Source organism: Bradyrhizobium genosp. SA-3 (assembly GCF_004212635.1).
GTDB lineage: Bacteria > Pseudomonadota > Alphaproteobacteria > Rhizobiales > Xanthobacteraceae > Bradyrhizobium.
Genome location: NZ_PSRT01000046.1, coordinates 34,760 through 58,747, shown reverse-complemented (window position 1 = coordinate 58,747; position 23,988 = coordinate 34,760). Strand labels below are relative to the sequence as shown.

The following is a 23,988-nucleotide window of genomic DNA, read 5'->3' as shown; positions in this document are numbered from 1 at the left end:
CGCGCCTTCGGCGCGACCTCTCCCGCAAGCAAGCGGGAGAGGTTTTCGAGTTTGCGGCCGCACGCATTGCCCACGAGCTACCAGCTCTGCTGATCGATCCGCTCGCCGCCAACCAAATGCTGCGGCGCGGTCGCACGCACGTCTTCGCCTATTTTCCGGCTTCCCTTTTCCAGCGCTTGCCGCTTTCGTTTCGGCCGCTTACACAGTCATGTGAACGTCATATGGCGCTGCTAGCGCAAGCGCTTCTTTATTGACGGGCAAGGGAGGTTTTCTTGATGGCTCTTCGACATTTTGGTGCGGCTGCGGCTGTTGCAATCACGGTTGGCTTGTCGGCCTCGCCGGCCCTGGCCGTGACGGAAATCCAGTGGTGGCATGCGATGACCGGCGCGAACAACGACGTCATCGTCAAGCTCGCGAACGACTTCAACGCATCGCAGAGCGATTACAAGGTGATCCCGACCTACAAAGGCAATTACGCCGACACGATGAACGCCGGCATCGCCGCCTTCCGCGCCGGCAACGCCCCGCACATCATGCAGGTGTTCGAGGTCGGCACCGCGACCATGATGGCCGCGACCGGCGCCGTGAAGCCGGTGTACAAGCTGATGGCCGAGACCGGCGAGAAGTTCGATCCGAAGGCCTACCTGCCCGCGATCACCGGCTACTACTCGACCTCGAAGGGCGAGATGCTGTCCTTCCCCTTCAACTCGTCGTCGACGGTGATGTGGGTCAACCTCGACGAGCTGAAGAAGGCCAATGTCGAGATTCCGAAGACCTGGCCTCAGGTGTTCGACGCCGCCAAGAAGCTGCACGACAACGGCCATCCGACCTGCGGCTTCTCCAACTCCTGGGTTACCTGGGTCAATCTCGAGCAGCTCTCCGCCTGGCACAACGTGCCGCTGTCGACCAAGGCCAACGGCCTCGACGGTTTCGACACCGTGCTCGAATTCAACAGCCCGGTCCAGGTCAAGCACCTCGAGAAGCTGGTCGAGCTCCAGAAGGACAAGACCTACGACTATGCCGGCCGCACCAACACCGGTGAAGGCCGCTTCACGTCAGGCGAATGCCCGCTCTATTTGACCTCCTCGGCGTTCTTCGGCAACGTCAAGGCGCAGGCCAAGTTCGCCTTCACCGCCGTCCCGATGCCCTATTATCCCGACGTGAAGGGCGCACCGCAGAACTCCATCATCGGCGGCGCCTCGCTCTGGGTCATGGGCGGCAAGTCGGCCGACGATTACAAGGGTGTCGCGAAATTCCTGAGCTTCCTCTCCGACACCGATCGCCAGGTCTACATCCACAAGGCCTCGGGCTATCTGCCTATCACCAAGGCGGCTTATGAGAAGGCCAAGGCGGAAGGCTTCTACAAGGATCAGCCCTATCTCGAGACCCCGCTGCTCGAGCTGACCAACAAGGAGCCGACCGAGAACTCGCGCGGCCTGCGCCTCGGCAACATGGTTCAGCTCCGTGACGTCTGGTCGGAAGAGATCGAGCAGGCGCTCGCCGGCAAGAAGACCGCCAAGCAGGCGCTGGATGCCGCCGTCGAGCGCGGCAACACGATGCTGCGCCAGTTCGAAAAGACCGCCGTCAAGTGAGGCGATCAGCGGCAGGCTGGTAACCCGGCCTGCCGCTCCTGCGGGCATCATGCAAAAGCAAGCCATTTTCCAATCGAAGCTATTGCCCTACGCGCTGGTTGCGCCGCAGCTCGCGATCGTCCTGATTTTCTTCTACTGGCCGGCCTGGCAGGCGGTGATCCAGTCCTTCCTGCTCCAGGACGCCTTCGGTCTTTCGACCAGCTTCGTCTGGTTCGACAATTATCTCGAGCTTCTGAAGGACCGCGCCTATTTCGAGGCGATCGTGCGGACCTTCTTCTTCTCGTTCGCCATCGCAGTCTCGTCGCTGTCGTTTGCACTGCTGCTCGCGGTGATGGCGGACAAGCCGCTGCGCGGCTCGATGCTGTACCGCACGCTCTTGATCTGGCCCTATGCGGTGGCGCCGCCGGTCGTCGGCGTGCTCTGGATCTTCATGCTGCACCCCTCGCTGGGCGTGCTCTCGCGGTACTTGCGCGCCCTCGGCGTCGACTGGAATCCGCTGCTCGACGGCGACCAGGCCGCAACGCTGATCATCCTCGCCGCCGCCTGGAAGCAGATCTCCTACAACTTCCTGTTCTTCCTCGCCGGCCTGCAGAGCATCCCCCGAAGCGTGCTCGAGGCGGCCGCGATCGACGGCGCGCGCCCGATGCGCAGGTTCTGGACCGTGACCTTCCCGCTGCTGTCGCCGACCATCTTCTTCCTGCTGGTCGTCAACATCGTCTACGCCTTCTTCGATACCTTCGGCATCATCGATACCATGACCCGCGGTGGTCCCGGCAAGTCGACGGAAACGCTGGTCTACAAGGTCTATTCCGACGGCCTGCTCGGCGGCAATCTCGGTAGCTCGGCGGCGCAATCGGTGATCCTGATGATCATGGTGATCGTGCTGACGGGGATCCAGTTCCGCTTCGTCGAACGCAAGGTGACCTACTGATGGTCGAGGAAGAAGGCTTTCGGCGCTACGTCGCGCACATCATCCTCTGGATCGGGATCGCGATCGTCGCGTTTCCCGTCTACATCGCGATTGTCGCCTCGACCCAGGACAACGCGCTGATCGCGAACGGGCAGATGTCGCTGCTGCCCGGCGGCCATTTCTTCCAGACCTACTATCAGACCATCTTCGTCGGCACGAGCGGATCGACCCGCGAGCCGGTCGGCAACATGATGCTGAACTCGCTGATAACGGCGCTGCTGATCGCGGTCGGCAAGATCGCGATCTCGATCATCTCGGCCTATGCGATCGTGTATTTCCGCTTTCCGTTCCGGATGCCGATCTTCTGGCTCATCTTCATCACCCTGATGCTACCGGTCGAGGTGCGCATCTATCCGACCTACAAGATCGTCGCCGATCTGCACATGCTCGACAGCTATGCCGGCCTGTCGCTGCCGCTGATCGCATCCGCCACCGCGACGCTGCTGTTCCGACAGTTCTTCATGACGGTGCCGGACGAACTGCTGGAGGCGTCACGCATCGACGGCGCCGGTCCCTTCCGCTTCTTCTGGGACACGCTGCTGCCGCTGTCGCGCACCAACATGGCGGCGCTGTTCGTGATCCTGTTCATCCTCGGTTGGAATCAATATCTCTGGCCGCTGCTGATCACCACCCGCGACGACATGCAGACGATCCAGATCGGCATCCGCAAGATGATCACCACCACCGACGCACTCACCGAATGGCCGATCGTGATGGCAACCGCCGTGCTGGCCATGCTGCCGCCGGTGTTCGTCGTCGTCGCCATGCAGAAGCTGTTCGTGCGCGGCCTGGTCGAGACGGAAAAGTAGGTTCTTGGAAATGAGTTTTCATGGCTAACGTCACCCTGCGCAGCGTCCGCAAGACCTATCCCGGCGGCTTCGAAGCCATCAAGGGCGTCGACGTCGATGTCGGCGACGGCCAGTTCTGCGTGCTGGTCGGACCAAGCGGCTGCGGCAAGTCCACATTGCTGCGCATGGTCGCGGGGCTGGAGACCGTCACCGGCGGCGAGATCGACATCGGCGGCCGCGTCGTCAACCAGATCGAGCCGGCCGATCGCGACATCGCGATGGTGTTCCAGAACTACGCGCTCTATCCGCATATGAGCGTCTACAACAACATGGCTTACGGCCTGCGCAATCGCGGCATGGCGGAAGCCGAGATCAAGACCCGCGTCGAGGAAGCCGCGCGTGTGCTCGAGCTCTCCGCCATGCTGGAGCGCAAGCCGCGCCAGCTTTCAGGCGGCCAGCGCCAGCGCGTCGCCATGGGCCGCGCCATCGTGCGCCAGCCAAAGGTGTTTTTGTTCGACGAGCCGCTCTCCAATCTCGACGCCAAGCTGCGCATCGCGATGCGGGTCGAGATCCGCAAATTGCAGCGCCGCCTCAACACCACGTCGATCTATGTCACCCATGACCAGCTCGAGGCGATGACGCTCGCCGACATCCTGGTGGTGATGAATGGCGGCCAGGTCGAGCAGATCGGCAACCCACTCGCGATCTACGAGAAGCCGGCCACTACCTTCGTCGCCTCCTTCATCGGGGCACCACCGATGAATTTGATGTCGACGCGCGCTGACGAGATCAGATCGCAGCTCAATGGTGCAGGCGAGGCCGGCATCGTCGGCATCCGCCCGGAGGACTTCGTCATCACCGACCAGACCCCGGCCGGCGGCGTCGCGCTGCCGCTGACGGTGGAAGCGATCGAACGCGTCGGTGCCGAAACCTTCGTCTACGGTTCGCGCCAGCAGGAGGAGCAGCGCGTTGCCGCCACCCCTGGCGAGCTGCCGCCGGGCGAGGTCATCGTCCGCATCCCCGGAACCGAAGCGCCAGCGATCGGCCAGAACATCCGCGTCGCGGCGGTGCGGTCGAAGCTGCACCTGTTCAGCGGCGACGGGCGCAAGCGGATCGAGGCCTGACCGGTTCCAGGAGCCGGCCAACCAAAAAGTGCGAAAACAACCCCATGCACAGTAGAAGGGGCTTGTTTTCGTTGGGATAAATCGTCCGCAAATTCGCCGTGCTGGTCGCAGGTGGAACAGGGCATCCACAGCCTCCCCGGCTACCTGCTTGAACCGCCTTGGAGATATGCCCATATTGCTGACCAAGGGGTGCCGCTTCCGGGCCCTGAAACACCAAAGTCGCTTCTGCGAGGACTTTGTAAACTATGTCTCGTGTTCCAACGCTCTCCAGTCCCTTTCTGCTGGGCTTCGACGAGATCGAGCGCGTGCTCGATCGGGTCGTCAAAGGCGCCGACGGTTATCCTCCCTACAATATCGAGAGGTGCGACCGCGCGGATGGCCAGCCCGAGCGTTTGCGCATCACGCTGGCGGTCGCCGGATTCACCCGCGACCAACTCGATGTAACCATTGAGGAAAACCAGCTCGTGATCCGCGGGCGGCAGCAGGACGACAAGACCCGGCAATACATCCATCGCGGCATCGCCGCGCGCCACTTCCAGCGCACCTTCGTGCTGGCGGAGGGGATGCAGGTGCTGGGCGCGGATCTGAAGAACGGGCTGTTGTCGATCGATCTGGCCCGGCCTGAACCGGAGAGGATCGTTAAGACAATCGCTATCAATGAGCACGAATAATGGAACGAGTAGCGGACTCGACCGCTTAGTGTTCCAGAGGAGTCGAGACCATGAGTGAAGGTCACGTTGCGTTCGAATATGAAGCCAAGAATGTCTCTCCGGAGACGCTGGCAACCCTCGGCGAAGGTCATATCGCCTATGTGAAGCAGATCCGCTCCGAGGACGTGCCGGACCTGTTCCCCGAGGCGCCCAAGATTGCGCCGGGCCTCAAGCTCTTCGCGCTCCACGCCGCCGACGGCACGCCGATCATGCTGACCGACAGCCGGGAAGCCGCGATCGCCAACGCCTGGAGCAACGAGCTGCAAGCGGTGAGCGTGCACTGAGCGCACGCGCGTTCGCACGAATAGAGATTCAAGCGGGCATGCCTTCACGCGAAGGCGTGCCCGTTTTCATTTTGAGCGATATCGTCTCGGCATCGTCATTGCGAGGAGCGAAGCGACGAAGCAATCCAGAATCCCTCCGCAGATTCTGGATTGCTTCGCTTCGCTCGCAATGACGGAGTGTGAGGCTACAGGGTGCTCAACTCTCGTGTCCCGGACGCGCTGCAGCGCGAAGCGTTGCGGCCGGGGCACGCTCCCTTACAGTCGGCGATGACGGTGTTGAGAGAGCTACGATTGCAATGACGCTCAGGCCGCCGTCGCCGGCGGCAGCGCCAGCACCGAATAGATCGCCTGGGCGTCACGCGAGGCGCGGAGTTTTTTGGCGATGTCCTGGTCACGCAGCAGGCGGGCGATGCGGGCAAGGGCTTTGAGGTGGTCGGCGCCGGCGCCTTCGGGGGCGAGCAGCAGGAAGACGAGATCGACCGGCTGGCCATCCATCGATTCGAAATCGATCGGACGATCGAGGCGCGCGAACAGGCCGAAGATCTTGTCCAGCTTGGGCAGCTTGCCGTGGGGAATGGCGACGCCGTAGCCGACTGCGGTGGTGCCGAGCTTCTCGCGCTGAAGCAGCACCTCGAAGACGGAGCGCTCGTTCTGCCCGGTCAGCTCGGCGGCCTTGGCCGCGAGTTCCTGCAAGGCCTGCTTCTTGCTGTTGACTTTCAATGCCGGGAGAATCGCCTCGGGTGCGACCAGATCGGTAATCGGCATGGAAGCTTTCCGAGGTGAATTAAACCGTCAGTTCCGATTTGGCCATCTTGGAAGACCAAGCTGGGCCGGCGTCAATAACATGAAGCAGGAGGGGGACTTAGCCCCGGTCCTGATGTGGGGCGCTTCTACTCCAACGCAATCCCGGTGCCAACTCCCGCGTGCGGCTTTGCCCACGGTCATTGTTGGGGCTTGCGGAGGGTGCGGGACCATTAACCGTCCACCTTGAGGTCTGTTTTGCCGGCCGGAGGGTCGATCCAGCCCACATTGCCGTCGGCGCGGCGGTAAATGATGTTCACCCGGCCCGAGGAGCCGTGCTGGAAGACCAGGCAAGGCGCCCCGCTGAGGTCGAGTTCCATGACGGCCTCGCTGACCGACAGCTGCCTGAGCGAGGTGGTCTGCTCCGCGATGATCACGGGACTGTAGCCTGAGCCCTCGTCCTCGCCCTCGGGCGCCTCGAGCACATAGCTCGTGGCATTGAGCGCAGCCATCGCCTCGGTGGCGGCATGGGCCTTGCGGGCGGAACGGTCCTTGAGGCGGTTCTTGTAGCGGCGCAGCCGCTTCTCGATCATCAGCAGCGCCTGGTCGGCGCTGGCATAGGCATCCGGCGCGTTCGAATCGGCTTCCAGGGTGATTCCCGAATCGAGGTGCAGCGCGCAATCGGTGCGGAAGCCGAAGCCGTCCTTGCTCAGCGTGATGTGGCCGGAATAGTTGCCGTCGAAATATTTGCGCAGCACCTCGTCGGTGCGGTCGGCAACGCGGCCGCGCAGGGCCTCGCCGACGCTGATGCTCTTGCCCGAAATCCGGAGAGTCATGTGATGCCTCGCTTGGTTAGCGCCTCAGCTGCGATGACGGGTCACCGCAGCTGAAGTTGTTCCCTGCGCATGATCTTCCCGCAAACGCGTTCCGCATTTGTCGGGAGGGAAAACCGCTGTGCACTTTTCCGGTTCATGCGCATGCTTGGATCGGTCTCAATGGGGAGGTGAGAGTAGCGCGATTTCGCCCCGGCGCAATCAGGCCGGCTCGGTGTTGCGGGAGCGATCGGACATTGCGGTGGAGAGGACGTTACCAAGGGCGCTCTGCTTGTCGCGGCGACGTTGCACCGAGGAGGGTATGCGCATGGCTTCGCGGTACTTCGCGACCGTGCGGCGGGCAATATCAATGCCCGAGGCGCGCAAGCGTTCCACGATGGTGTCATCCGACAGGATCGCCGTGGGCTCTTCCGAATCGATCAGCTGCTTGATGTGGTGGCGAACGGCTTCGGCGGAATGCGCCTCGCCGCCGTCGGCCGAGGCGATCGAGGCGGTGAAGAAATATTTCAGCTCGAACGTGCCGCGATTGGTCGCCATGTATTTGTTGGCGGTGACGCGCGACACCGTGGATTCATGCATCTGGATGGCGTCGGCGACGGCCTTGAGATTGAGCGGCCGCAAGTGTGCCACGCCACGGGTGAAGAAGCCGTCCTGCTGGCGCACGATCTCGGTTGCAACTTTCAGGATGGTGCGGGCGCGCTGGTCGAGCGCGCGCACCAGCCAGGTCGCGTTCTGAAGCGCATCGGTGAAGTAGGACTTGTCGCCGTCCTTGCCGATCTTCTTCGACAGCTCGGAATAGTAGGTCTGGTTGACCAGCACGCGCGGCAGGGTGTCGCTGTTGAGCTCGACGTGCCAGCCGCCGTCGGGACCCGGGCGGACATAGACATCGGGCACCATGGTCTGGAGCCGCGCCGAGCCGAACTTCATGCCGGGCTTGGGATTGAGGCGGCGGATCTCGCCGATCATGTCGGCGATGTCCTCGTCGTCGACGCCGCAGAGCTTGCGCAAGGACGCGATGTCGCGCTTGGCGAGGAGATCGAGATGCTCGACCAGCGCCTGCATGGCCGGATCGTAGCGGTCGAGCTCGCGCAGCTGGATCGCCAGGCATTCGCTCAAATTGCGCGCACAGACGCCGGGCGGATCGAATTTTTGCAGCACGGCAAGGACGTCCTCGACATCCTGTTGCGATGCGCCGAGACGCTCGACGGCCTGGCCGAGATCCGGCGGCAGGTAGCCGGCCTCATCGACGAGGTCGATCAGGTACTGGCCGATCATGCGCTGCGCCGGCGCGGTGAAGGCGACCGAGAGCTGCTCGGCAAGATGGTCCGACAGCGTCATCTCGGCGGCGACGAAGGCCTCGAGATTGTAGTCTTCATCCCCGGAGGCGCCGCCGCCCCACTCGGTGTAGGTCGTCGGCGCGGCGTCCTGGGCATTGCGCGCGGCCGCCTCGGCCGGCTCCTCGGAGAAGACGTTGTCGAGGCCGGTGTCCAGGGTCTGCTCGATCTCGGCGCGGGTGCCGAGATCCTTGCTCATCCATTCTTCCTGGCCGGGCTCGAACGCCTCCGCGCTGCCGCCAAAGCCGTCGTCGCCAAGACTGTCGCCGTTACCATCGCCTTGGCCGCCGGCCTCGTCGCCGTCGCTGAACCGGCCGGCCTCGACAGGAGCTTCGCCGCCGGTCTCGTCATTGGCCCGCTCCAGCAAGGGGTTACGCTCGAGTTCCTCCTCCACGAAGGTCGTGAGATCGAGATTGGACAATTGCAGCAGCTTGATCGCCTGCATCAGCTGCGGCGTCATAACCAGCGACTGCGATTGCCGGAACTCTAATCTCTGCGTGAGCGCCATGAAGCAAGAACCGTTCCCAAAAATTGGTCCGATTTTTGCTTATCCTAGTCCGACCCCGATGTACACGTCTTGACGAACGCAAAAACGGGCTAGAGACGGAATTCCTCGCCAAGGTAAAGCCGGCGCACGTCCGGATCGGCGACGATCTCATCCGGGGTACCCTCGGTCAAGATTTCGCCGGCATAGACGATGTAGGCGCGATCGGTGAGGCCGAGCGTCTCGCGCACATTGTGGTCGGTGATCAAGACGCCGATGCCGCGATTGGTGAGATGGCGGACGAGATCCTGGATGTCGCCAACCGCGATCGGGTCGATGCCGGCGAAGGGCTCGTCAAGCAGCATGTAGTTCGGCCGCGTCGCCAGCGCGCGCGCGATCTCGACGCGGCGGCGCTCACCGCCTGATAGCGCAATCGACGGCGATTTCCGCAGGCGCGTGATGTTGAACTCGTCGAGCAGTGAATCGAGCTGCTGCTCGCGCTTCTTGCGCGAGGGCTCGACCACTTCGAGCACGGCGCGGATGTTCTGCTCGACGGTGAGGCCGCGGAAGATCGAGGCCTCCTGCGGCAGATAGCCGATGCCGAGGCGCGCGCGCTGATACATCGGGAGTTTCGTGACGTCGTGGCCGTCGAGCTCGATCGCGCCGCGATCGGCCTTGATCAGGCCGGTGATCATGTAGAACACGGTGGTCTTGCCGGCGCCGTTCGGGCCGAGCAGGCCGACGGCTTCGCCACGGCGCACATAGATGCTGACGCCACGCACCACCTGGCGGCTGCCAAAGGCCTTTTCCACGCTATGCACAGCCAGGAAGCCGGGCCGCCGCAGCAGCTGCGGCCCGCCTGTGCCATTGGACCTGCTGGCGGCCCTGACGGGGTGAACCGCCTGCGGACGCGGCGGCTCGGCTTGATAGTCGGCCTGGTAGTCGCCCTGGAACTGGTCAGGCGCCCGCATCGCCTGGTCACGGGCGAGCGGCGGCGCGTCCCGCACCGGGCTGGTCACGAGACCGCCAACGTTGTCACCGAGCGCGGTGATGTCCTGACGCGCAAATCCTGGCCGGCCGCGTTTGGCGGGGCGCCGACGGAACATGCTGAAGAGATCGACCATCCCCGCCTTCTAGCCTTTCACGACGATCCTGCACGACAATCCTGCACGATGATCCGCGCGTGATGCCGCGATCTGCCGCCCCGGCCTTGCGATTTGCCGGTGCAGCCTGAGTGAAGGGATGTCTCATGCCCAGTGAAACACGCCCGAAAAGCGGCGAACCCCGCTTCGAAAGCCCTTCGCGCTAGATACAGTCTCGCCGGCCAAGCTTCAACCTCGGATCGGGAGCATCCGAGACAAGTGATTGAATTTACTTTTGTTTACTTGCGCCTGGCAACTGCAGAGGCGGCGCCGCGCCGGGTTTGGCGCCCTGGCCGCAATCACTGCTGCCGCCCTGCGGCAGCAGGGCCTGGACCCGACCACTGTCGGATTCCACACGCGACACGCCTGTCGTCATGTCGACCATCAGACGGTCGCCGCGCAGCACGTTCTTGCACTGCGTCAAGACCACGCCGCCGAGCATGGTGATGAGGTTGGTCTTGGTATCGAACACGGCGGTCTCGCCCGTCACCACCTGGTCCTTCTGGGTGACCACGACATTGCCGCGCGCCTCCAGCCGCTTGATCGCGGAGCTGCCGCCCGGGCCGGGCGTTGCCGACTGCATCGGTGCCGCCTTCGCGCCCTTCGCCGCGGGCTGCGGCGCGGCAGGCTTGTCGCCGCCGCTCGACTCGTAAAACACCACCAGCGTTTTCGAGGTCATGGTGGTGTCGCCCTGCACGACCTTCACATTGCCGGCGAAGGTCGCCTCCTTCTTCTTGTCGCGCATCTCGAGCGAAGCGGCCTCGATCTGGATCGGCTGATCGCGGTTTTGCGAAAAGCCCTGCATCGCGTTGGGCACGCCTTGCATCGCGCTCTGTGCCACCGCGCCACCTGTTGCCACCAGCACGACAGTGGCGGCAAGCGCGGCCGCGTTGATGATGGCGCTCCGTTTGTTGTCGTGGCGCGGAAAAAAACTGATCATGAAAATCACTTTGAATTGGCAGGCTTGTTCTGAGGCGTGCGCGTCTTCGCAGGTGGCGCTGGATCGGGTGGCGCAGGCTGCGCGGCGGCGGTGTCGTCCAGCTTATCCAGATGCATCACCACGTTGCCTTCGAAGCGGATGAGATCGCCGCCTTCCGTGATCCGCAGCCGGTCCGCCGTCAGCGTGCCGTTGGTCAGCTTGACGTCGACGCGTTCGTCGGAAGTGACCGTGCCCTTGTTCATGTCGACGAAGGCGGAGTTCAGCCGCGCCTCATAGCCGGTGGAGGTACGCAGCAAGATGTCCTTGTGCAGATCGAGCTGCTGCTGCTTGTTGTCGAAACGGCCGGTGCGAGCGTCGAGGAACAGGGTGGATTGATCCTCCATCAGCACCTTCGCGCGCAGATCCGAAAGATCGACATGATCGGGGTCGGTGATGTCCTGCGTTGCGGTCTTGGCCCAGAGCTCGTAGGGCCGCTGGTCCGGCGTGAAGCCGGCGAGATGCGGCGATTCCATCGTGATCTTGGTGCCCGACACGACCATGTTTTCGACCGTCAGCGGCAACTCCGGAATCCGGAATTTGTTGAAAAACGCGACATAGATGATCACGGCCATGGCCACGACCACCGTCGCCGGAACGGAGACGCGCAGAATCCGCACCAAGCGGCTGTGGCGCGCCGCGCTGGCGAACTTCGCCGCAAGCGCGGCGTCGTAGGTGGGATTCTGGGCCGAGTTCACCGCTGCTCCAGCGCGTCGCTAACCTTGTCCAGTCGAAGGACGCCCCATTGTACCCGGCGCCGCCGAAATATGCAGCCGGCGACAGGCCGTTACGAAAGTGTCCGAAACGGGGCGGCGGCCCTGAACCTAGCGGCCACAGGAGGCGTCAGGAATGCGCGAAAATGTCCTCTTCCGCCCAGCCCTGGAGGTCGAGCAGGGCGCGGGTCGGCAGGAAGTCGAAACAGGCCTGCGCCAGCTGGGTGCGGCCTTCCCGCACCAGCATGGCATCGAGCCGCTCGCGCAAGCCGTGCAGATGCAGCACGTCGGAGGCGGCATAGGCGAGCTGCGGCTCGGTCAGGCTGTCGGAGCCCCAGTCGCTGGACTGCTGCTGCTTGGAGAGGTCGATGTTGAGCACCTCGCGCACGAGGTCTTTCAGGCCATGGCGGTCGGTATAGGTGCGGGTCAGGCGGGAGGCGATCTTGGTGCAGTAGATCGGCCCGGTCATGACCCCAAAGGTCTGGTACAGCACCGCGATGTCGAACCGCGCAAAGTGGAAGATCTTGGTGATGGCGGGATTGGCCAGCAGCGCCTTCAGGTTCGGCGCGTCGGTGTGGCCCTTGGGGATCTGCACCACGTCGGCGCTGCCGTCGCCGGGCGAGAGCTGCACCACGCAGAGCCGGTCGCGGTGCGGGTTCAGCCCCATGGTCTCGGTGTCGATCGCCACCGCTCCGGTGTAGCGGGACAGGTCGGGCAGGTCGCCGCGATGCAGGCGTACGGTCATGGCGTTTCAAAACCTCGAATCGATCGGTCGGCAGACTAGGCTAATCGGGATTACCCGCGATGTATCCACTCGCAGCACGCCGCGCAAGCGCCGGCCGTGACCTTACGGGCCCGGTCAGATCGCCGCCAGCATGATGCAGATCATCGCCGCCACCGTGATGCGGCTGGGGCCGTCGCGGAAAGCGTAGATGATGGGATCGTCAGGCATCTCGCGGCGGTGCGCCATCATCAGGGCGCGGCCGAACCAGTAGAGCAGCAGCGGGTTGAGCAGCCACAGCATCCAGGGGTGGCTGTAGAGCGGCGTCACCGCGGAGGAGGAGACGTAGAGCGAGAACACGGTCACCGCGTTCATCGCGCTCGCCGCCGCCATCGCGGCGATGACATGCAGATCGGTGATCCTGTAGTCGCGGTTGGAGGGATCGGCGAGGCCCGCGCTCTCGCGCATGCTGAGCTCGCTGAAGCGCTTGATCAGCGCCAACGAGGTGAACACGAACAGCGAGAAGATCAACAGCCATTCCGACAGCACCACGCCGACGCCGACCGCGCCGGCGATGATGCGCAAGCTGTAGAGGCCCGACAGCGTCACCACGTCGACCAGCATCTTACGCTTGAGCGCGAGCGAATAGGCGATCGTGGTGACGAGGTAGGCGCCGAGCACGCCGAGGAAGAGAGGTGAGATGCAGAGGCCGGCGACGAGCGCGAACAGCCACAGCGCAGGGATTGCTGATAGCGCGGAGGAGATCGGCAAATCGCCGGCCGCGAGTGCGCGATGGCGCTTGGTTGGATGCTGCCGGTCGGCCGCGAGATCCAAGAGGTCGTTCATCAGATAGGCACCCGACACGCAGGCCGAGAACGCCATGAACGCCAGCAGCGCATAGCCGAGCGTCGCAAGGTTCAGCTGATGCGCGGTGAGCGCCGGCACGAACACCAGCGTATTCTTGGCGTATTGATAGACGCGCAGCGCCTTGGCCCAGGTTTTTAGGCTGACGCGACTTCCGCTTCGGTCGTCGATGCGCTCGATCGCGCCGCGATCGAACGGCAGCGTGTTGCCCGCAGCAAGATCGGCCGGCCTCACGACGCCGTCAAAACCAAGATGCGCGGCAATGCCCGCCGCATGATCGGCGAAACGTCCGGCGACCAGATAGATCTTCGCGCCCCGCGCCCGCGCCGCCAGCGCCCGGTTCAGCACATCGGAATCATAGGGCAGATGGGCATAGTCGATCTCCGCCCGCGCCAGGATATCCGTGAGCGCCGCCATGCCCGGGCGTCCGCCTGCGCCGAAGCGGGCGAGCATGCGGCCGGGCGCACTGAACAGCGCTTCCATCAGCAGTTCGGAACGCAGCAGCGCGCCTTCCAGATCGACGACAAGCGTCCGCCCAGCCGCCGCAATTGCCGACGGTGCCGGGGCGCCAGAATCGTACTGCCGGGCAGGCTGCTCCATCCAAAAACGCTCTTACTTGCCGCCAAATGACCGGCCCAAAGGCCGGGGAGCAGGGGAAATGGATGGCCGCGAGCCTAAGAGGCATTCGCTAAGGGCGGCTTAATTCGCCCGGAGAGCGCGCGGCCTCAACCGGAGGCCCTGTTGCCCGGATCCCACAACCCGCCCCGCGCGTCCTGTTCCGGCGGAGCTTTTGCCTTGCACCCCGTGGACATCGTTCCCGTCCACCCTATCTGCCAGTATCTCGCGCCCCGTCGCCCTCACCCTGAATCAGGTGCCATGACCGAACAGACGCTCGCCGCGCCCGTCGACGACCCAAGGGAACGCCAACGCGGCTTTTCGCGCTATCAGGCGCTCCTCATCGCGCTGCTCGCGTTCACCCAGTTCACGATCATCCTCGATTTCATCATCATGTCGCCGCGAGCCAGGTGCTCGGCATTCCCGCCGGGCTGTTTCTCGCCAATCACTGGAACTGGCATGTCTGCTTCGCCGCGATCGTCGTGGTGTCGATCGCCGCGATCGCGATCATCGCCCTGGTCATGGAGCCGGTCGATGCGCACCTGAAATTGAAGCAGGACAGAAACCCGTTCCGCCATCTGATCGCGACGGTCGGACAGACGCGCTATACGCTGGCTTTCGCCGTCACGACGCTGCTGGCGACCGGCGGCTACATGCTGATGCCGTTCTCCAGCGCCTTCACCGTGCACAATCTCGGCATCGACATTACGCATCTGCCGACGATCTATCTCGTCTCGGGCCTGTTCAGCATCGTCACCGGGCCGCTGGTCGGCCGGGCGAGCGACGCGTTCGGCAAATATCCGACCTTCGTGTTCGGCAGCGTGGTGTCGGTGATCATGGTGCTGATCTACACCCATCTCGGTCACGTCTCGCTGGCGACCGCGATCCTTGTCAACGTCTTGATGTTCGTCGGCATCTTCTCACGCATGATCCCGTCGCAGGCCTTGATGTCGGCGATCCCCGATCCGAGCCAGCGCGGCTCGTTCAGCGCGGTCAGCGCCTCGCTTCAGCAGCTCTCCGGCGGGCTCGGCTCGGTGCTCGCCGCCGCCATCATCGCGCAGCAGGCGGACGGCTCGCTGATCCATTTCGATCGCCTAGGCTACATCGTCGTCGCGACCTCGATCGTCTCGCTGGTCGCGATGTATTTTGTGCAGAAGGCGGTGGCGGAGCGGGCGGGGAAGCGGGTGGTGTGAGGGCGGGCGGGCTGATTTGTCCTACCGATAGCCCGTTGCGGCGGCGATAATTCGGCGATCCCAATAAGTCATCGCCCGACCGCTCAATTAGGCTCGCTCTTCAGGCTCATCGTTGCTCTCCAGTTTCTTCCGCAGCGCCGTAACGACACGGTGAACGGCTTGCAGGTCCTTGACCGCGAGCCCTTCCGAGAGGCCGTTGGCCCACGGCGCCTGCAAAGCCATGGCGGCATCGAAGGCGCGCCGTCCCTTGTCGGTCAGGACGACAAGTTGGGCTCGCCGGTGATGCGGGTTGGCCTCGAACGCCACAAGCCCTTCGGCGTGGAGATCGTTGACGATCCGCTGCACGTTCTGGCGGTTGGCCCCCAGATCGCGGGCAAGCCATGCGACTGGCTGGGGGCGCTCTGCGTGCACGATGGCGCCGAGGATTTGCCAGCGGGCGCTCGTGAGCCCGAGGCGGGCCACCAAACGGTCGCCTGCGGTCAAGAGCAGGCTGTTCAGCCGGAACAAGTCAAGCATGAGGTTGGTCAGAGTATCGGCGGCCGGCGTTCGTTCGGATTTCAGCATCTGTCACCATAAGCCTGTATTGACATTATAATGTCAAGTTGGTATATAGCATCGTACCATAATGACATCATGCAACCAACCGCATGGAGGCTTCATATGTCGCACTTACGCCCACTGGACCCCGCCTTTCCGATTGACCGTCAGCTCGGCATCGATGCCAGCCCTGTCGTCCTGGTGAATGTCTTCACTCTCGACAAGGCCGACGAGCAGAGCTTCCTCCAGGTCTGGCAGGACGATGCCGCCTTCATGAAGCGGCAGCCGGGCTTCATCTCCACCCAGCTTCACCGCGCGATCGGCGAAAGCCCGACCTATCTGAACTATGCCGTCTGGGAATCGACCGCCCACTTCCGGGCTGCGTTCACGCACCCTGAGTTCAGATCGAAGATCTCAGCCTATCCCTCCTCCGCTGTCGCCTCGCCGCACCTGTTCCAGAAGGTCGCCGTGCCCGGCGTCTGCGTCGCGTAGCTCGCTTCGAAAACGGCAGGATCCGATGACCAAGATCATCCACCCGATAGCAGGCGCGGTCGCACTGACGACTGTTGCGACCTTCTGGCTTTCCACGGCTCGCGCGGAGATGCTTGCGTCACATGCGAGCGTGACCATGGTCAAAACGGCCATCCCCTGGGGCTTCCTGTTGTTGGTTCCGGCGCTGGCGGTGACGGGAGGCTCGGGGTTCTTCCTCGCCAAGGAGCGCCGTGCTAGCCTGATCGACGCGAAGATCAAACGTATGCCGTTCATCGCCGGCAACGGCATCTTGATCCTCATTCCCGCTGCCCTGTTTCTAGCTTCCAAGGCGAAGGCCGCCGAGTTCGACTCGACGTTCTACGCGGTGCAGGCGCTCGAGCTGCTTGCCGGCGCGACCAACATCGTTCTTCTCGGTCTCAATATGCGGGACGGCTTCAAGATGAAGGGCCGCTTCCGCGCCCGCCTCGTATGAAATGAAGATGTTCGCACGATCCAAGGAGGCAGCCGAGGAAAGTGCGAGGAATCTGGAATTGTGCATCGCGCCCGATGGCGCGGAACGCTTGGCTAAGCAGATGGCGATCTGCGGAGCTTAGCTTCTTCGACGCGCGAGGCCGCATCCAGCCCCAATCACTGCATGCCGCGAACGCTGCGCTCGATCAGCGCGATGATGCCGGCCTCCTGGAGGATCAGCTGGCGCGCAACCTCGATGCGTCATCGAGCAGAACGGAGCTATGAGCGTCGCTTCCAAATCAAGGGATCACGACTCGTGTGAAACACCGCAACGACGTAGACTGCGTCGTGCATCTCACGAAACACGAGGATGTAGGGGAAGCGGCGTAGCAACGCGCGGCGTGTGTTTTTGAGGGCCGGCGGAAACTGCTTGGGATTCTCCGCGATCCGGATCAGCGCGGAGCGCAAGGCGTCGCGAAATTGCGGCACAACATGCGGAGCGTGAGTGTCGTACCAGTTGACTGCGTCGGCGAGGTCGGCTCGAGCCGCTTGCGTAAAGAGAAGCCTGGCCACTTATCGCGACCGGCGGTCAAGCTCAGCGTCAATATCCTCCCAAGGAATTGCTTCGCGGCGGTCCTGTTCGAAACTCGCAAGCCGCCGGTCGAGTTCGGCTTCGTGCGCCGGGGTCAACGGCACGTCAGCAGAGGAGAGGCTGTCCCAAAGCTCCCCGATGAGATCGAGCCGCTCCTTGGGCGTCAAACGGCTGATGTCGAGCGTTGCCATGATCCGAACCCTTCGGCCCTTTTGCCAACGAAATCACAACCTTCGCGGTCTCGTCGAGAAAAATAGCGACTGCGACGCCCCGCGGAAAGGGCTGGATCCGACGATCCTGGACCAATTTCGCAACATTGGACCGGGCCAGATGACCCACCGTCCGCCCGGATTACGCTTCGAGGGGGCATCGAAAGGAAAAAATGGTGCCCAGGAAAGGACTCGAACCTTCACGGCCGTTAAGCCACTGGCACCTGAAGCCAGCGCGTCTACCAATTCCACCACCTGGGCATGCCGTTTGGGGCACGGAGGCGGTTACTACGGTTCGGTGACGCCGTTGTCAATTCATGCGTGAAGGCTGCTTCGGGATGCCGATTGCGCATCGCAAACCGGCCCGATACAAGCCTGACAACATGTTACCCCACCTGCAGGAACCGACCCCATGGCATCGAATCTGGACACGCTCGTCACGGTTTTCGGCGGATCGGGGTTTTTAGGCCGGAATGTCGTCCGCGCCCTGTGCAAGCGCGATTACCGGATCCGGGTCGCGGTGCGGCGGCCGGAACTCGCCGGATACCTCCAGCCCTCCGGCAAGGTCGGGCAGGTCCACACCGTGCAGGCGAACCTGCGCTATCCGGCCTCGGTCGAGGCGGCGCTGCGTGATTCGCACGTCGTGATCAACCTCGTGGGCGTGCTCACCGAGGGCGGCCAGCAGACCTTTGACGCCGTCCAGGCCAAGGGTGCCGAAACCGTCGCCAAGGCAGCGGCCGCCGCCGGCGCCAGCCTGGTGCATGTCTCCGCCATCGGCGCCGACGCCAAATCGCCCTCGCGCTATGCCAAGGCCAAGGCGGCCGGGGAGGAGGCGGTAAGGGCAGCTGTGCCGTCGGCGACGATCTTCCGCCCCTCCCTGATGTTCGGGCCCGAGGACCAGTTCACCAACCGCTTTGCCGCGCTGGCCCGGATCTCGCCGGTGCTGCCGCTGATCGGCGGCGAGACCAAGGTACAGCCGGTCTATGTCGGCGACGTCGCCACCGCGATCGCCGACGCCGTCGACGGCAAGGCCAAGGCGGGCGCGACCTACGAACTCGGCGGGCCGGACGTGCTGACCATGCGCCAGATCATCGAGGCCATCCTCGCAATCACCAATCGCCAGCGGATGCTGATCCCGCTGCCGTTCGGGCTCGCCCGCTTCAAGGCTAACTTCCTGCAATTCGCGCCGGGCGCGCTGAAGCTGACGCCGGACCAGGTCACGATGCTCGAGCGCGACAATGTCGTGTCGGATGCGGCGAAGGCGGCGGGGCTGACCCTGGAAGGGCTCGGCATCACGGCCGATTCGCTCGAGACCATTGCCCCGCAATATCTCTGGCGTTTCCGCGCGGCAGGCCAGTTCCAGCGCAAGAGCGCGTGAGGTTTTCTTTCACCTCTCCCGCTTGCTTTGCGGGAGAGGTCGGATCGCGCTCGGCGATGCGAAGCATGGTCCGAAGGGATCCGGGTGAGGGCTTTCTCCTCATTGGGAGTCTCTCTGTGGAGACACCCTCTCCCCGACCCTCCCCCGCAAGCGGGGGAGGGAGCGCACCGCCGGTGCGGCGACAGCGTCAAAACTTCAGCTTCTTGAAGATCGCTTCCGGCAGCGTCTTGATGATCAGCATCACCAGGCGCCATTTGCCGCTGACATAGACGACGTCGGCTTTCCTCTCGACGGCCTGAAGGATCGCATCGCCGACCACCGGCGCCTCCACTGTGAGCGGGCCGATCAGCTTCATGCCTTCCGTCATCTTGGTGCGGACGAAGCCGGGTTTTACGGTGACGACGTGCACGCCACCGCGGCTGGCGCGGGCGCGTAAGCCCGACAGGAACGCGGAGAAGCCCGCCTTGGCCGAGCCGTAGACATAGTTCGAGGCGCGGCCGCGATCGCCGGCAACGGACGACACGCCGACGATCGTGCCATTGCCGCGCGCCAGAAATTTTTCCGCGAACAGGCCGAGGATCAGCGAGGGGCCTTCGTAGTTGGAGCGCATGATCATGGTGGCGTGGGCGAGATCGCTCTGTGCGGTCTCCTGCACGCCGAGCAAACCGACGATCGAGACAACGACGTCAGGCAGCGCCGACAGGCCGCCGACAAAGCTCTCGAACGACGCAGTGTCGAGCACATCGAATTTATGGAGTCCGACCTCGATGTTGTAGCGCGCGCGCAGATCGGCGGCGTCAGGCTCCAGCACGGCGACGTCGCGGCCTGCGAGGGCGACGTCGTATCCCGCTTTGGCAAAGGCGCGCGCGGCGGCGCGGCCGATGTCGGAGGAGCCACCCAGCACCAATACTGACTTGCGTGACGTCACGGCCTAGACCTCATCAAACAGGCGTTGTGAAAGTTTCGAGCGGATGGTCCCGGCGGGATCGAGCGATTTGCGGATCGCATTGAAGCGCGACAAGGCCGGATAGCCGGCGGCGAACGTCGCGCGCGACTGGCGCGCATCCTTGGCGAGATACAGCCGGCCGCCGGCAGCGACGACCAGGCGATCGATCTCGTCGAGGAAATTCAGGATGTCGCGCTTCAGCGGGAAATCCAACGCGAGCGTGTAGCCGGGCAGCGGAAACGACAGGATGCCGTCGCCTTGCCCGAGCTTCTTGAGCACGGCGAGGAAGGAGGCATCGCCGCGACGCGCGACGCGCTCGAGGATGTCGCCGAGCACCGCGCGTGCCCCCTGCTCCGGGATCACGCATTGATGCTGGAGGAAGCCGCGCTTGCCATAGATGCGATTCCAGTCTTTGAGGCTGTCGAGCGGAAAGAAATACGGATAGAGCGAGACCACCTGGCTGCCGCCGGCGCGCCGCGCGCCCATGCGGTAGTACAGCTCATTAAAGGCGCGGATGCTGGTGCGGTTCAGCGTCATCGAGGGCAGATCGACGGGCACGCGGAGGCCGGGATCTTTGCCGACAGGAAATGCAGCGGCGCCAGCCGCAAGCTCGTCTTTGCCGGCGTGCTCGCCGAGATAAATCAGCGCGCGGCCGAGATCCTTGCCGCGCGCGACACAATCGATCCAGGCCACCGAATAGGTCGCGGAATCGCTCGCATCGAGCGCGCGCATCGCGGCGTCGAGGTCGGACGCGGAGATCACCCGCTCGCGGATCCATCCCGTTTCGGCTGGACGCAACCGCATCGTCGCCTCGAGGATGATTCCGGTCAGGCCCATGCCGCCGACGGTCGCAAAGAACGCATCGGAGTTCTGCTCGCGCGAGGCTTCGATCACCTCGCCCTGTCCGGTGCGCAGCAAAATACTCTCGACATAGCGGCCGAAGCCGCCCTCGCAATGATGGTTCTTGCCGTGCACGTCGGCAGCAATCGCGCCGCCGATTGACACGAAGCGCGTGCCGGGAACGACGAAGGGCAGGAAGCCGCGCGGGCCGAATGTCTCGATCAGGTCCGACAGCAGCATGCCGGCCTCGAGGCGGATGCGTCCGGTCGCCGGATCGAACCACCTGACCCGGTCGAACCCCGTCATCGCGACGGTCCTGGCGGCGCCGATCGCGGCATCGCCATAGGCGCGGCCATTGCCGCGCGCGACGGTGCCGGCCGAGACAGCCTCGCCGACCGCCGCGAACGAGCGCGGCCGCAGCACATCGCTATCGACGACCGGAAAACGCCCCCAGCCGCTGACGAGGGTCATGGTTCAGCTCCTGTGCCGGGCGCGCGCCCGGCGTTGGAAACTGACTACCGATCAAAAGCTTATTTTGCGTTGAAAGCGTGGTAGGGGCGTAGCCCGGATGGAGCGCAGCGTAATCCGGGGCCGGCATCGCTTGTGGCACGATCCCGGATTACGCTTGCGCTCCATCCGGGCTACAGCCAGGCGCTTTAGTGCCCCAGCGCCAGCGCGATCAGGCCGAGCGTGCCGACGATGACGCGCCACCAGGCGAACAGCATGAAACCGTGCCGAGTGACGTAGGTCAAAAACGTCTTGACCACGATGATCGCGGTGATGAACGACACCACGAAGCCGATCGTGACGATGTTCATGTGATCCATCGTCATCTCGGAGCGGTTCTTGTAGAAATCGTAGGCGAACGCGCCGATCATGGTGGGGATGGCGAGGAAGAAGGAAAACTCCGCCGCGGCGCGCTTGTCCGCACCGAGCAGCATGGCGGCCACGATGCTGGCGCCGGAACGCGACACGCCGGGGATCATCGCCACGCACTGCGCGATGCCGATATAGAGATACATCAACAGCGGAAACTTGGTGGCATCATACTCGCGCGGCTTGAGCTCGAGCCTGTCGACCCAGAGCAGGATGGCGCCGCCGACGATCAGCGTGAAGCACACGACCCACGGATTGAACAGCACGCTCTTGATGTACTTGCCGGCGACGAGACCGACGATCACGGCCGGCAGGAACGCCACCAGCACGCCGATCACGAAGCGGCGCGCATAGGCATCGCCCGTGAACAGGCCAATTGCGACGTCCCACAGCTTCTTGAAGTAGAGCCCGACGATCGCGAGGATCGCACCCAGCTGGATCAGAACCGTAAACGAATCCCAGAAGGCTCCTTCACCGAGGTGGAAGAAGCGCTCGGCAAGCAAGAGGTGGCCGGTCGAGGACACGGGAAGGAACTCGGTCACCCCCTCGATGATGCCGAGGATCACTGCCCGTATTGCATCTGACATATTTACGGTCCATTTCGGCTGGAAAAGCGGGGCTCTTCTCGCCTATTCGCCCCCATGCCGCAATCGCAAAATGCGACATCACGCCCTTGCTTCGCGGTTTTGAGGAACTAGTGTGGCGCCGCACAAACATTGATGGATTCTTAAGCACCATCAAATAGTCAAAGGCTTCATGTTTACGCTGTTTCATCATCCGTTCTGCCCGCATTCGCGCTTCATCCGCCTGATCGCGGGCGAATACGGGCTCGACCTGAAGCTGGTCGAAGAGCGCAGCTGGGAGCGGCGCGAGGCGTTTCTGCTGCTCAATGCGGCGGGAACGACGCCGGTTCTGGTGGACGACGAGCAGCCGCCCATACCGGGCGCGGCGATCATCGCCGAATATGTCGACGAGGCCCATGGCGCCGAGATGGGACCCAAGCGCCTGATGCCGCAAACGATCGGCGAGCGGGTCGAGGTGCGCCGGCTGATGGCCTGGTTCAACGAAAAATTCTTCGAGGAGGTCTCGCACCCTCTCGTCACCGAGCGCATCTACAAGCGGTTCATGAGCGAGGAGGACGGCGGCGGCCCGCCTTCGGCCGACGTGATGCGCGCCGCCAAGGCCAACGTGCGCTATCATCTGGCCTATATCGGCTGGCTGGCGCAGACGCGCAACTTCCTCGCGGGCGACCGGCTCACCTACGCGGATCTCGCCGCCGCGGCGCATCTCTCGGCGATCGACTATCTGGGCGACGTGCCATGGAGCGAGGACGACGCAGCAAAGGCGTGGTACGCGCGGGTCAAATCCCGCCCGTCGTTCCGTCCGCTGCTCAGCGAATGGCTGGCCGGCGTGCCGGCGTCGCGGACTTACGTGGACCTGGATTTCTGAGCTCCGCTCCGGCTGAACTGAAGACGGCGCTTGCGCGCGAAGCGCGCGCGCTCGGCTTCGACTGCATCGGCATCACCGCACCGGGCACGATCGAGAGCGCCGGAAAATACTTCCTCGAATTCATCGCATCCGGCGGCCATGGCGACATGGACTGGCTGGCCGCAAGCCCCGAGCGCCGCGTCGATCCGCGCGGGCTGTGGCAGGACGTGCGCTCGGTGATCATGCTCGGCGTCAATTACGGCCCCGACCAGGATCCGCTTGCGATCCTGAAGCAGCGCACGCGTGCGGCGATCTCGGTCTATGCGCAGGGCGACGACTATCACGACCTCATCAAGAAGCGGCTGAAGGCGCTGGCGCGCTGGCTGGTGGCGACCGCGCCATCGGACGTGAAGGTGTTCGTCGACACTGCGGCCGTGATGGAGAAACCCTTGGCGCAAGCCGCGCATCTGGGCTGGCAGGGCAAGCACACCAATCTCGTCTCGCGCGAGTTCGGCTCCTGGCTGTTCCTCGGTGCAATCTACACCACGCTGGAACTGCCGCGCGACGATGCGGAGATCGACCATTGCGGCTCGTGCCGCGCCTGTCTCGACATCTGCCCAACCGCGGCGTTCCCCGCGCCCTACAAGCTCGATGCACGGCGCTGCATCTCGTATCTCACCATCGAAAACAAGGGGCCGATCCCGCACGAATTTCGCAAGAGCATCGGCAATCGCATCTATGGCTGCGATGATTGCCTTGCCGCTTGCCCCTGGAACAAGTTCGCGCAGGAGGGGCGCGAGGCCAAGCTCGCCGCGCGCGACGAATTACGCGCACCCGGTCTCGCTGAGCTGGCACGGCTCGACGACGCTTCATTCCGCGCGCTGTTCACGAAGTCGCCGATCAAGCGCATCGGCCGCGACCGGTTTGTGCGGAACGTGCTGATCGCGATTGGCAACTCCGGGGAGGTGGCGCTGGCTGCGGAGGCGCGGCGATTGCTGCAGGATGCGAGCCCGCTGGTGCGCGGAGCTGCGGCGTGGGCGCTGGGGCAGTTAATGTCGGAGGAGGAGTTTGCGGCGATGAAGAGCGCTGCGATGGATGGAGAGTCTGACGAGAGCGTTCGTAAGGAGTGGCACGCTGCTTCCTGAAATTTTCCTCA

The 23,988-nt window shown here is 63.8% G+C and carries 26 protein-coding genes, 1 tRNA gene and 1 pseudogene; 13 read left to right on the top strand and 15 right to left on the bottom strand.

The genetic code is table 11. The annotated features are described in order from the left end of the window. From CWO91_RS43025 to CWO91_RS18005, 7 genes are all read left to right on the top strand, one after another. A partial coding sequence (locus CWO91_RS43025; RefSeq protein WP_165405526.1) for a hypothetical protein occupies positions 1-254 on the top strand: 254 nt, incomplete at its 5' end. A gap of 21 nt (positions 255-275) precedes the next feature. Beyond that, positions 276-1,592, top strand: coding sequence for a sn-glycerol-3-phosphate ABC transporter substrate-binding protein UgpB (gene ugpB / locus CWO91_RS18030; protein WP_130214904.1), 1,317 nt, complete (start codon positions 276-278; stop codon positions 1,590-1,592). Positions 1,593-1,641: 49 nt separating this feature from the next. Next, on the top strand, positions 1,642-2,523 hold the full coding sequence (gene ugpA / locus CWO91_RS18025; protein WP_091882351.1) for a sn-glycerol-3-phosphate ABC transporter permease UgpA: 882 nt from the start codon (positions 1,642-1,644) through the stop codon (positions 2,521-2,523). Then, positions 2,523-3,371, top strand: coding sequence for a sn-glycerol-3-phosphate ABC transporter permease UgpE (gene ugpE / locus CWO91_RS18020; RefSeq protein WP_091882354.1), 849 nt, complete (start codon positions 2,523-2,525; stop codon positions 3,369-3,371). Before ugpA ends, ugpE begins: the two co-directional genes overlap by 1 nt. A 20-nt stretch (positions 3,372-3,391) precedes the next feature. After that, on the top strand, positions 3,392-4,474 hold the full coding sequence (locus tag CWO91_RS18015; protein WP_130214902.1) for a sn-glycerol-3-phosphate import ATP-binding protein UgpC: 1,083 nt from the start codon (positions 3,392-3,394) through the stop codon (positions 4,472-4,474). Between the two features lie 245 nt (positions 4,475-4,719). Further along, a complete protein-coding gene (locus CWO91_RS18010; RefSeq protein WP_091882361.1) occupies positions 4,720-5,145 on the top strand; it encodes an Hsp20 family protein in 426 nt (141 codons plus the stop codon). Positions 5,146-5,195: 50 nt separating this feature from the next. Then, positions 5,196-5,468, top strand: coding sequence for a DUF1150 family protein (locus CWO91_RS18005; protein WP_035704148.1), 273 nt, complete (start codon positions 5,196-5,198; stop codon positions 5,466-5,468). Positions 5,469-5,771: 303 nt separating this feature from the next. Here the strand turns inward: CWO91_RS18005 and ptsN are convergent, their stop codons facing one another. The 8 genes from ptsN to CWO91_RS17965 form a co-directional block, all read right to left on the bottom strand. Continuing rightward, the gene (ptsN, locus tag CWO91_RS18000; RefSeq protein WP_091882367.1) at positions 5,772-6,233 is read right to left on the bottom strand and encodes a PTS IIA-like nitrogen regulatory protein PtsN; all 462 of its coding nucleotides are present in this window, start codon (positions 6,231-6,233) and stop codon (positions 5,772-5,774) included. A gap of 209 nt (positions 6,234-6,442) precedes the next feature. Then, positions 6,443-7,045: a ribosome hibernation-promoting factor, HPF/YfiA family gene (hpf, locus tag CWO91_RS17995; RefSeq protein WP_130214900.1), complete on the bottom strand. Its 603-nt coding sequence runs from the start codon at positions 7,043-7,045 to the stop codon at positions 6,443-6,445. A gap of 198 nt (positions 7,046-7,243) precedes the next feature. Then, positions 7,244-8,884 (bottom strand): RNA polymerase factor sigma-54, encoded by a 1,641-nt coding sequence (gene rpoN / locus CWO91_RS17990; RefSeq protein ID WP_130214898.1) that lies wholly within the window; start codon positions 8,882-8,884, stop codon positions 7,244-7,246. 89 nt (positions 8,885-8,973) lie between these two features. Next, complete coding sequence (gene lptB, locus CWO91_RS17985) at positions 8,974-9,984, bottom strand: LPS export ABC transporter ATP-binding protein (protein ID WP_128930439.1); 1,011 nt, start codon at positions 9,982-9,984, stop codon at positions 8,974-8,976. A 247-nt stretch (positions 9,985-10,231) separates the two neighbouring features. Continuing rightward, complete coding sequence (locus tag CWO91_RS17980) at positions 10,232-10,942, bottom strand: LptA/OstA family protein (protein WP_165405525.1); 711 nt, start codon at positions 10,940-10,942, stop codon at positions 10,232-10,234. Between the two features lie 5 nt (positions 10,943-10,947). Beyond that, the gene (gene lptC / locus CWO91_RS17975; RefSeq protein ID WP_130214894.1) at positions 10,948-11,676 is read right to left on the bottom strand and encodes an LPS export ABC transporter periplasmic protein LptC; all 729 of its coding nucleotides are present in this window, start codon (positions 11,674-11,676) and stop codon (positions 10,948-10,950) included. A 145-nt stretch (positions 11,677-11,821) separates the two neighbouring features. Beyond that, the gene (locus CWO91_RS17970; protein ID WP_128930442.1) at positions 11,822-12,436 is read right to left on the bottom strand and encodes a ribonuclease D; all 615 of its coding nucleotides are present in this window, start codon (positions 12,434-12,436) and stop codon (positions 11,822-11,824) included. Between the two features lie 114 nt (positions 12,437-12,550). Continuing rightward, the gene (locus CWO91_RS17965) at positions 12,551-13,876 is read right to left on the bottom strand and encodes a UbiA family prenyltransferase (RefSeq protein WP_130214892.1); all 1,326 of its coding nucleotides are present in this window, start codon (positions 13,874-13,876) and stop codon (positions 12,551-12,553) included. A 276-nt stretch (positions 13,877-14,152) separates the two neighbouring features. Here CWO91_RS17965 and CWO91_RS17960 point away from each other — a divergent pair. Next, positions 14,153-15,084: pseudogene (locus CWO91_RS17960) on the top strand (MFS transporter). 87 nt (positions 15,085-15,171) lie between these two features. On the opposite strand, the gene CWO91_RS17955 reads toward CWO91_RS17960, so the two are convergent. After that, a complete protein-coding gene (locus CWO91_RS17955; protein WP_130214890.1) occupies positions 15,172-15,648 on the bottom strand; it encodes a MarR family winged helix-turn-helix transcriptional regulator in 477 nt (158 codons plus the stop codon). A 96-nt stretch (positions 15,649-15,744) separates the two neighbouring features. Here CWO91_RS17955 and CWO91_RS17950 point away from each other — a divergent pair, with 96 nt between their 5' ends. Both CWO91_RS17950 and CWO91_RS17945 read left to right on the top strand, forming a co-directional pair. Then, positions 15,745-16,113 carry an antibiotic biosynthesis monooxygenase family protein gene (locus CWO91_RS17950; protein ID WP_130214888.1) on the top strand — a complete coding sequence of 123 codons (369 nt, stop codon included), beginning with the start codon at positions 15,745-15,747 and terminating at the stop codon, positions 16,111-16,113. A 25-nt stretch (positions 16,114-16,138) separates the two neighbouring features. After that, positions 16,139-16,585 (top strand): hypothetical protein, encoded by a 447-nt coding sequence (locus CWO91_RS17945; RefSeq protein ID WP_130214886.1) that lies wholly within the window; start codon positions 16,139-16,141, stop codon positions 16,583-16,585. Positions 16,586-16,842: 257 nt separating this feature from the next. On the opposite strand, the gene CWO91_RS45460 is transcribed toward CWO91_RS17945, so the two are convergent. The 3 genes from CWO91_RS45460 to CWO91_RS17930 all read right to left on the bottom strand — a co-directional run bounded on the left by CWO91_RS45460 (position 16,843) and on the right by CWO91_RS17930 (position 17,625). Further along, positions 16,843-17,136 carry a type II toxin-antitoxin system RelE/ParE family toxin gene (locus CWO91_RS45460; RefSeq protein WP_130214884.1) on the bottom strand — a complete coding sequence of 98 codons (294 nt, stop codon included), beginning with the start codon at positions 17,134-17,136 and terminating at the stop codon, positions 16,843-16,845. Further along, positions 17,137-17,346, bottom strand: coding sequence for an addiction module protein (locus CWO91_RS17935; protein ID WP_130214882.1), 210 nt, complete (start codon positions 17,344-17,346; stop codon positions 17,137-17,139). Between the two features lie 192 nt (positions 17,347-17,538). Next, positions 17,539-17,625: transfer RNA gene (locus CWO91_RS17930), tRNA-Leu, on the bottom strand. A 151-nt stretch (positions 17,626-17,776) separates the two neighbouring features. Between CWO91_RS17930 and CWO91_RS17925 the strand changes: the two genes are divergently transcribed. After that, entirely contained in the window at positions 17,777-18,742 is a 966-nt protein-coding gene (locus CWO91_RS17925) for a complex I NDUFA9 subunit family protein (RefSeq protein WP_130214880.1), read from the top strand. Between the two features lie 187 nt (positions 18,743-18,929). Here the strand turns inward: CWO91_RS17925 and CWO91_RS17920 are convergent, their stop codons facing one another. The 3 genes from CWO91_RS17920 to CWO91_RS17910 form a co-directional block, all read right to left on the bottom strand. Next, positions 18,930-19,670, bottom strand: coding sequence for an SDR family oxidoreductase (locus CWO91_RS17920; protein ID WP_130214878.1), 741 nt, complete (start codon positions 19,668-19,670; stop codon positions 18,930-18,932). 3 nt (positions 19,671-19,673) lie between these two features. Further along, a complete protein-coding gene (locus CWO91_RS17915; protein ID WP_130214876.1) occupies positions 19,674-20,999 on the bottom strand; it encodes an FAD-binding oxidoreductase in 1,326 nt (441 codons plus the stop codon). Positions 21,000-21,184: 185 nt separating this feature from the next. Then, a complete protein-coding gene (locus tag CWO91_RS17910) occupies positions 21,185-21,991 on the bottom strand; it encodes an undecaprenyl-diphosphate phosphatase (RefSeq protein ID WP_130214874.1) in 807 nt (268 codons plus the stop codon). Positions 21,992-22,160: 169 nt separating this feature from the next. Between CWO91_RS17910 and CWO91_RS17905 the strand changes: the two genes are divergently transcribed. Then, positions 22,161-22,853, top strand: a complete 693-nt coding sequence (locus CWO91_RS17905) for a glutathione S-transferase family protein (protein ID WP_128930451.1) — start codon at positions 22,161-22,163, stop codon at positions 22,851-22,853. Further along, a complete protein-coding gene (gene queG, locus CWO91_RS17900) occupies positions 22,802-23,977 on the top strand; it encodes a tRNA epoxyqueuosine(34) reductase QueG (RefSeq protein WP_130214872.1) in 1,176 nt (391 codons plus the stop codon). The genes CWO91_RS17905 and queG overlap by 52 nt, the downstream gene beginning before the upstream one ends. The last annotated feature ends 11 nt before the right edge of the window (positions 23,978-23,988 follow it).

Bases quoted from the DNA above. Each gene is read 5' to 3' on its own strand.
- ugpB (WP_130214904.1), top strand. From the start codon at position 276: ATGGCTCTTCGACATTTTGGTGCGGCTGCGGCTGTTGCAATCACGGTT.
- ugpA (WP_091882351.1), top strand. From the start codon at position 1,642: ATGCAAAAGCAAGCCATTTTCCAATCGAAGCTATTGCCCTACGCGCTG.
- ugpE (WP_091882354.1), top strand. From the start codon at position 2,523: ATGGTCGAGGAAGAAGGCTTTCGGCGCTACGTCGCGCACATCATCCTC.
- CWO91_RS18015 (WP_130214902.1), top strand. From the start codon at position 3,392: ATGGCTAACGTCACCCTGCGCAGCGTCCGCAAGACCTATCCCGGCGGC.
- CWO91_RS18010 (WP_091882361.1), top strand. From the start codon at position 4,720: ATGTCTCGTGTTCCAACGCTCTCCAGTCCCTTTCTGCTGGGCTTCGAC.
- CWO91_RS18005 (WP_035704148.1), top strand. From the start codon at position 5,196: ATGAGTGAAGGTCACGTTGCGTTCGAATATGAAGCCAAGAATGTCTCT.
- ptsN (WP_091882367.1), bottom strand. From the start codon at position 6,233: ATGCCGATTACCGATCTGGTCGCACCCGAGGCGATTCTCCCGGCATTG.
- hpf (WP_130214900.1), bottom strand. From the start codon at position 7,045: ATGACTCTCCGGATTTCGGGCAAGAGCATCAGCGTCGGCGAGGCCCTG.
- rpoN (WP_130214898.1), bottom strand. From the start codon at position 8,884: ATGGCGCTCACGCAGAGATTAGAGTTCCGGCAATCGCAGTCGCTGGTT.
- lptB (WP_128930439.1), bottom strand. From the start codon at position 9,984: ATGGTCGATCTCTTCAGCATGTTCCGTCGGCGCCCCGCCAAACGCGGC.
- CWO91_RS17980 (WP_165405525.1), bottom strand. From the start codon at position 10,942: ATGATCAGTTTTTTTCCGCGCCACGACAACAAACGGAGCGCCATCATC.
- CWO91_RS17970 (WP_128930442.1), bottom strand. From the start codon at position 12,436: ATGACCGTACGCCTGCATCGCGGCGACCTGCCCGACCTGTCCCGCTAC.
- CWO91_RS17965 (WP_130214892.1), bottom strand. From the start codon at position 13,876: ATGGAGCAGCCTGCCCGGCAGTACGATTCTGGCGCCCCGGCACCGTCG.
- CWO91_RS17955 (WP_130214890.1), bottom strand. From the start codon at position 15,648: ATGCTGAAATCCGAACGAACGCCGGCCGCCGATACTCTGACCAACCTC.
- CWO91_RS17950 (WP_130214888.1), top strand. From the start codon at position 15,745: ATGTCGCACTTACGCCCACTGGACCCCGCCTTTCCGATTGACCGTCAG.
- CWO91_RS17945 (WP_130214886.1), top strand. From the start codon at position 16,139: ATGACCAAGATCATCCACCCGATAGCAGGCGCGGTCGCACTGACGACT.
- CWO91_RS17935 (WP_130214882.1), bottom strand. From the start codon at position 17,346: ATGGCAACGCTCGACATCAGCCGTTTGACGCCCAAGGAGCGGCTCGAT.
- CWO91_RS17925 (WP_130214880.1), top strand. From the start codon at position 17,777: ATGGCATCGAATCTGGACACGCTCGTCACGGTTTTCGGCGGATCGGGG.
- CWO91_RS17915 (WP_130214876.1), bottom strand. From the start codon at position 20,999: ATGACCCTCGTCAGCGGCTGGGGGCGTTTTCCGGTCGTCGATAGCGAT.
- CWO91_RS17910 (WP_130214874.1), bottom strand. From the start codon at position 21,991: ATGTCAGATGCAATACGGGCAGTGATCCTCGGCATCATCGAGGGGGTG.
- CWO91_RS17905 (WP_128930451.1), top strand. From the start codon at position 22,161: ATGTTTACGCTGTTTCATCATCCGTTCTGCCCGCATTCGCGCTTCATC.
- queG (WP_130214872.1), top strand. From the start codon at position 22,802: ATGGCTGGCCGGCGTGCCGGCGTCGCGGACTTACGTGGACCTGGATTT.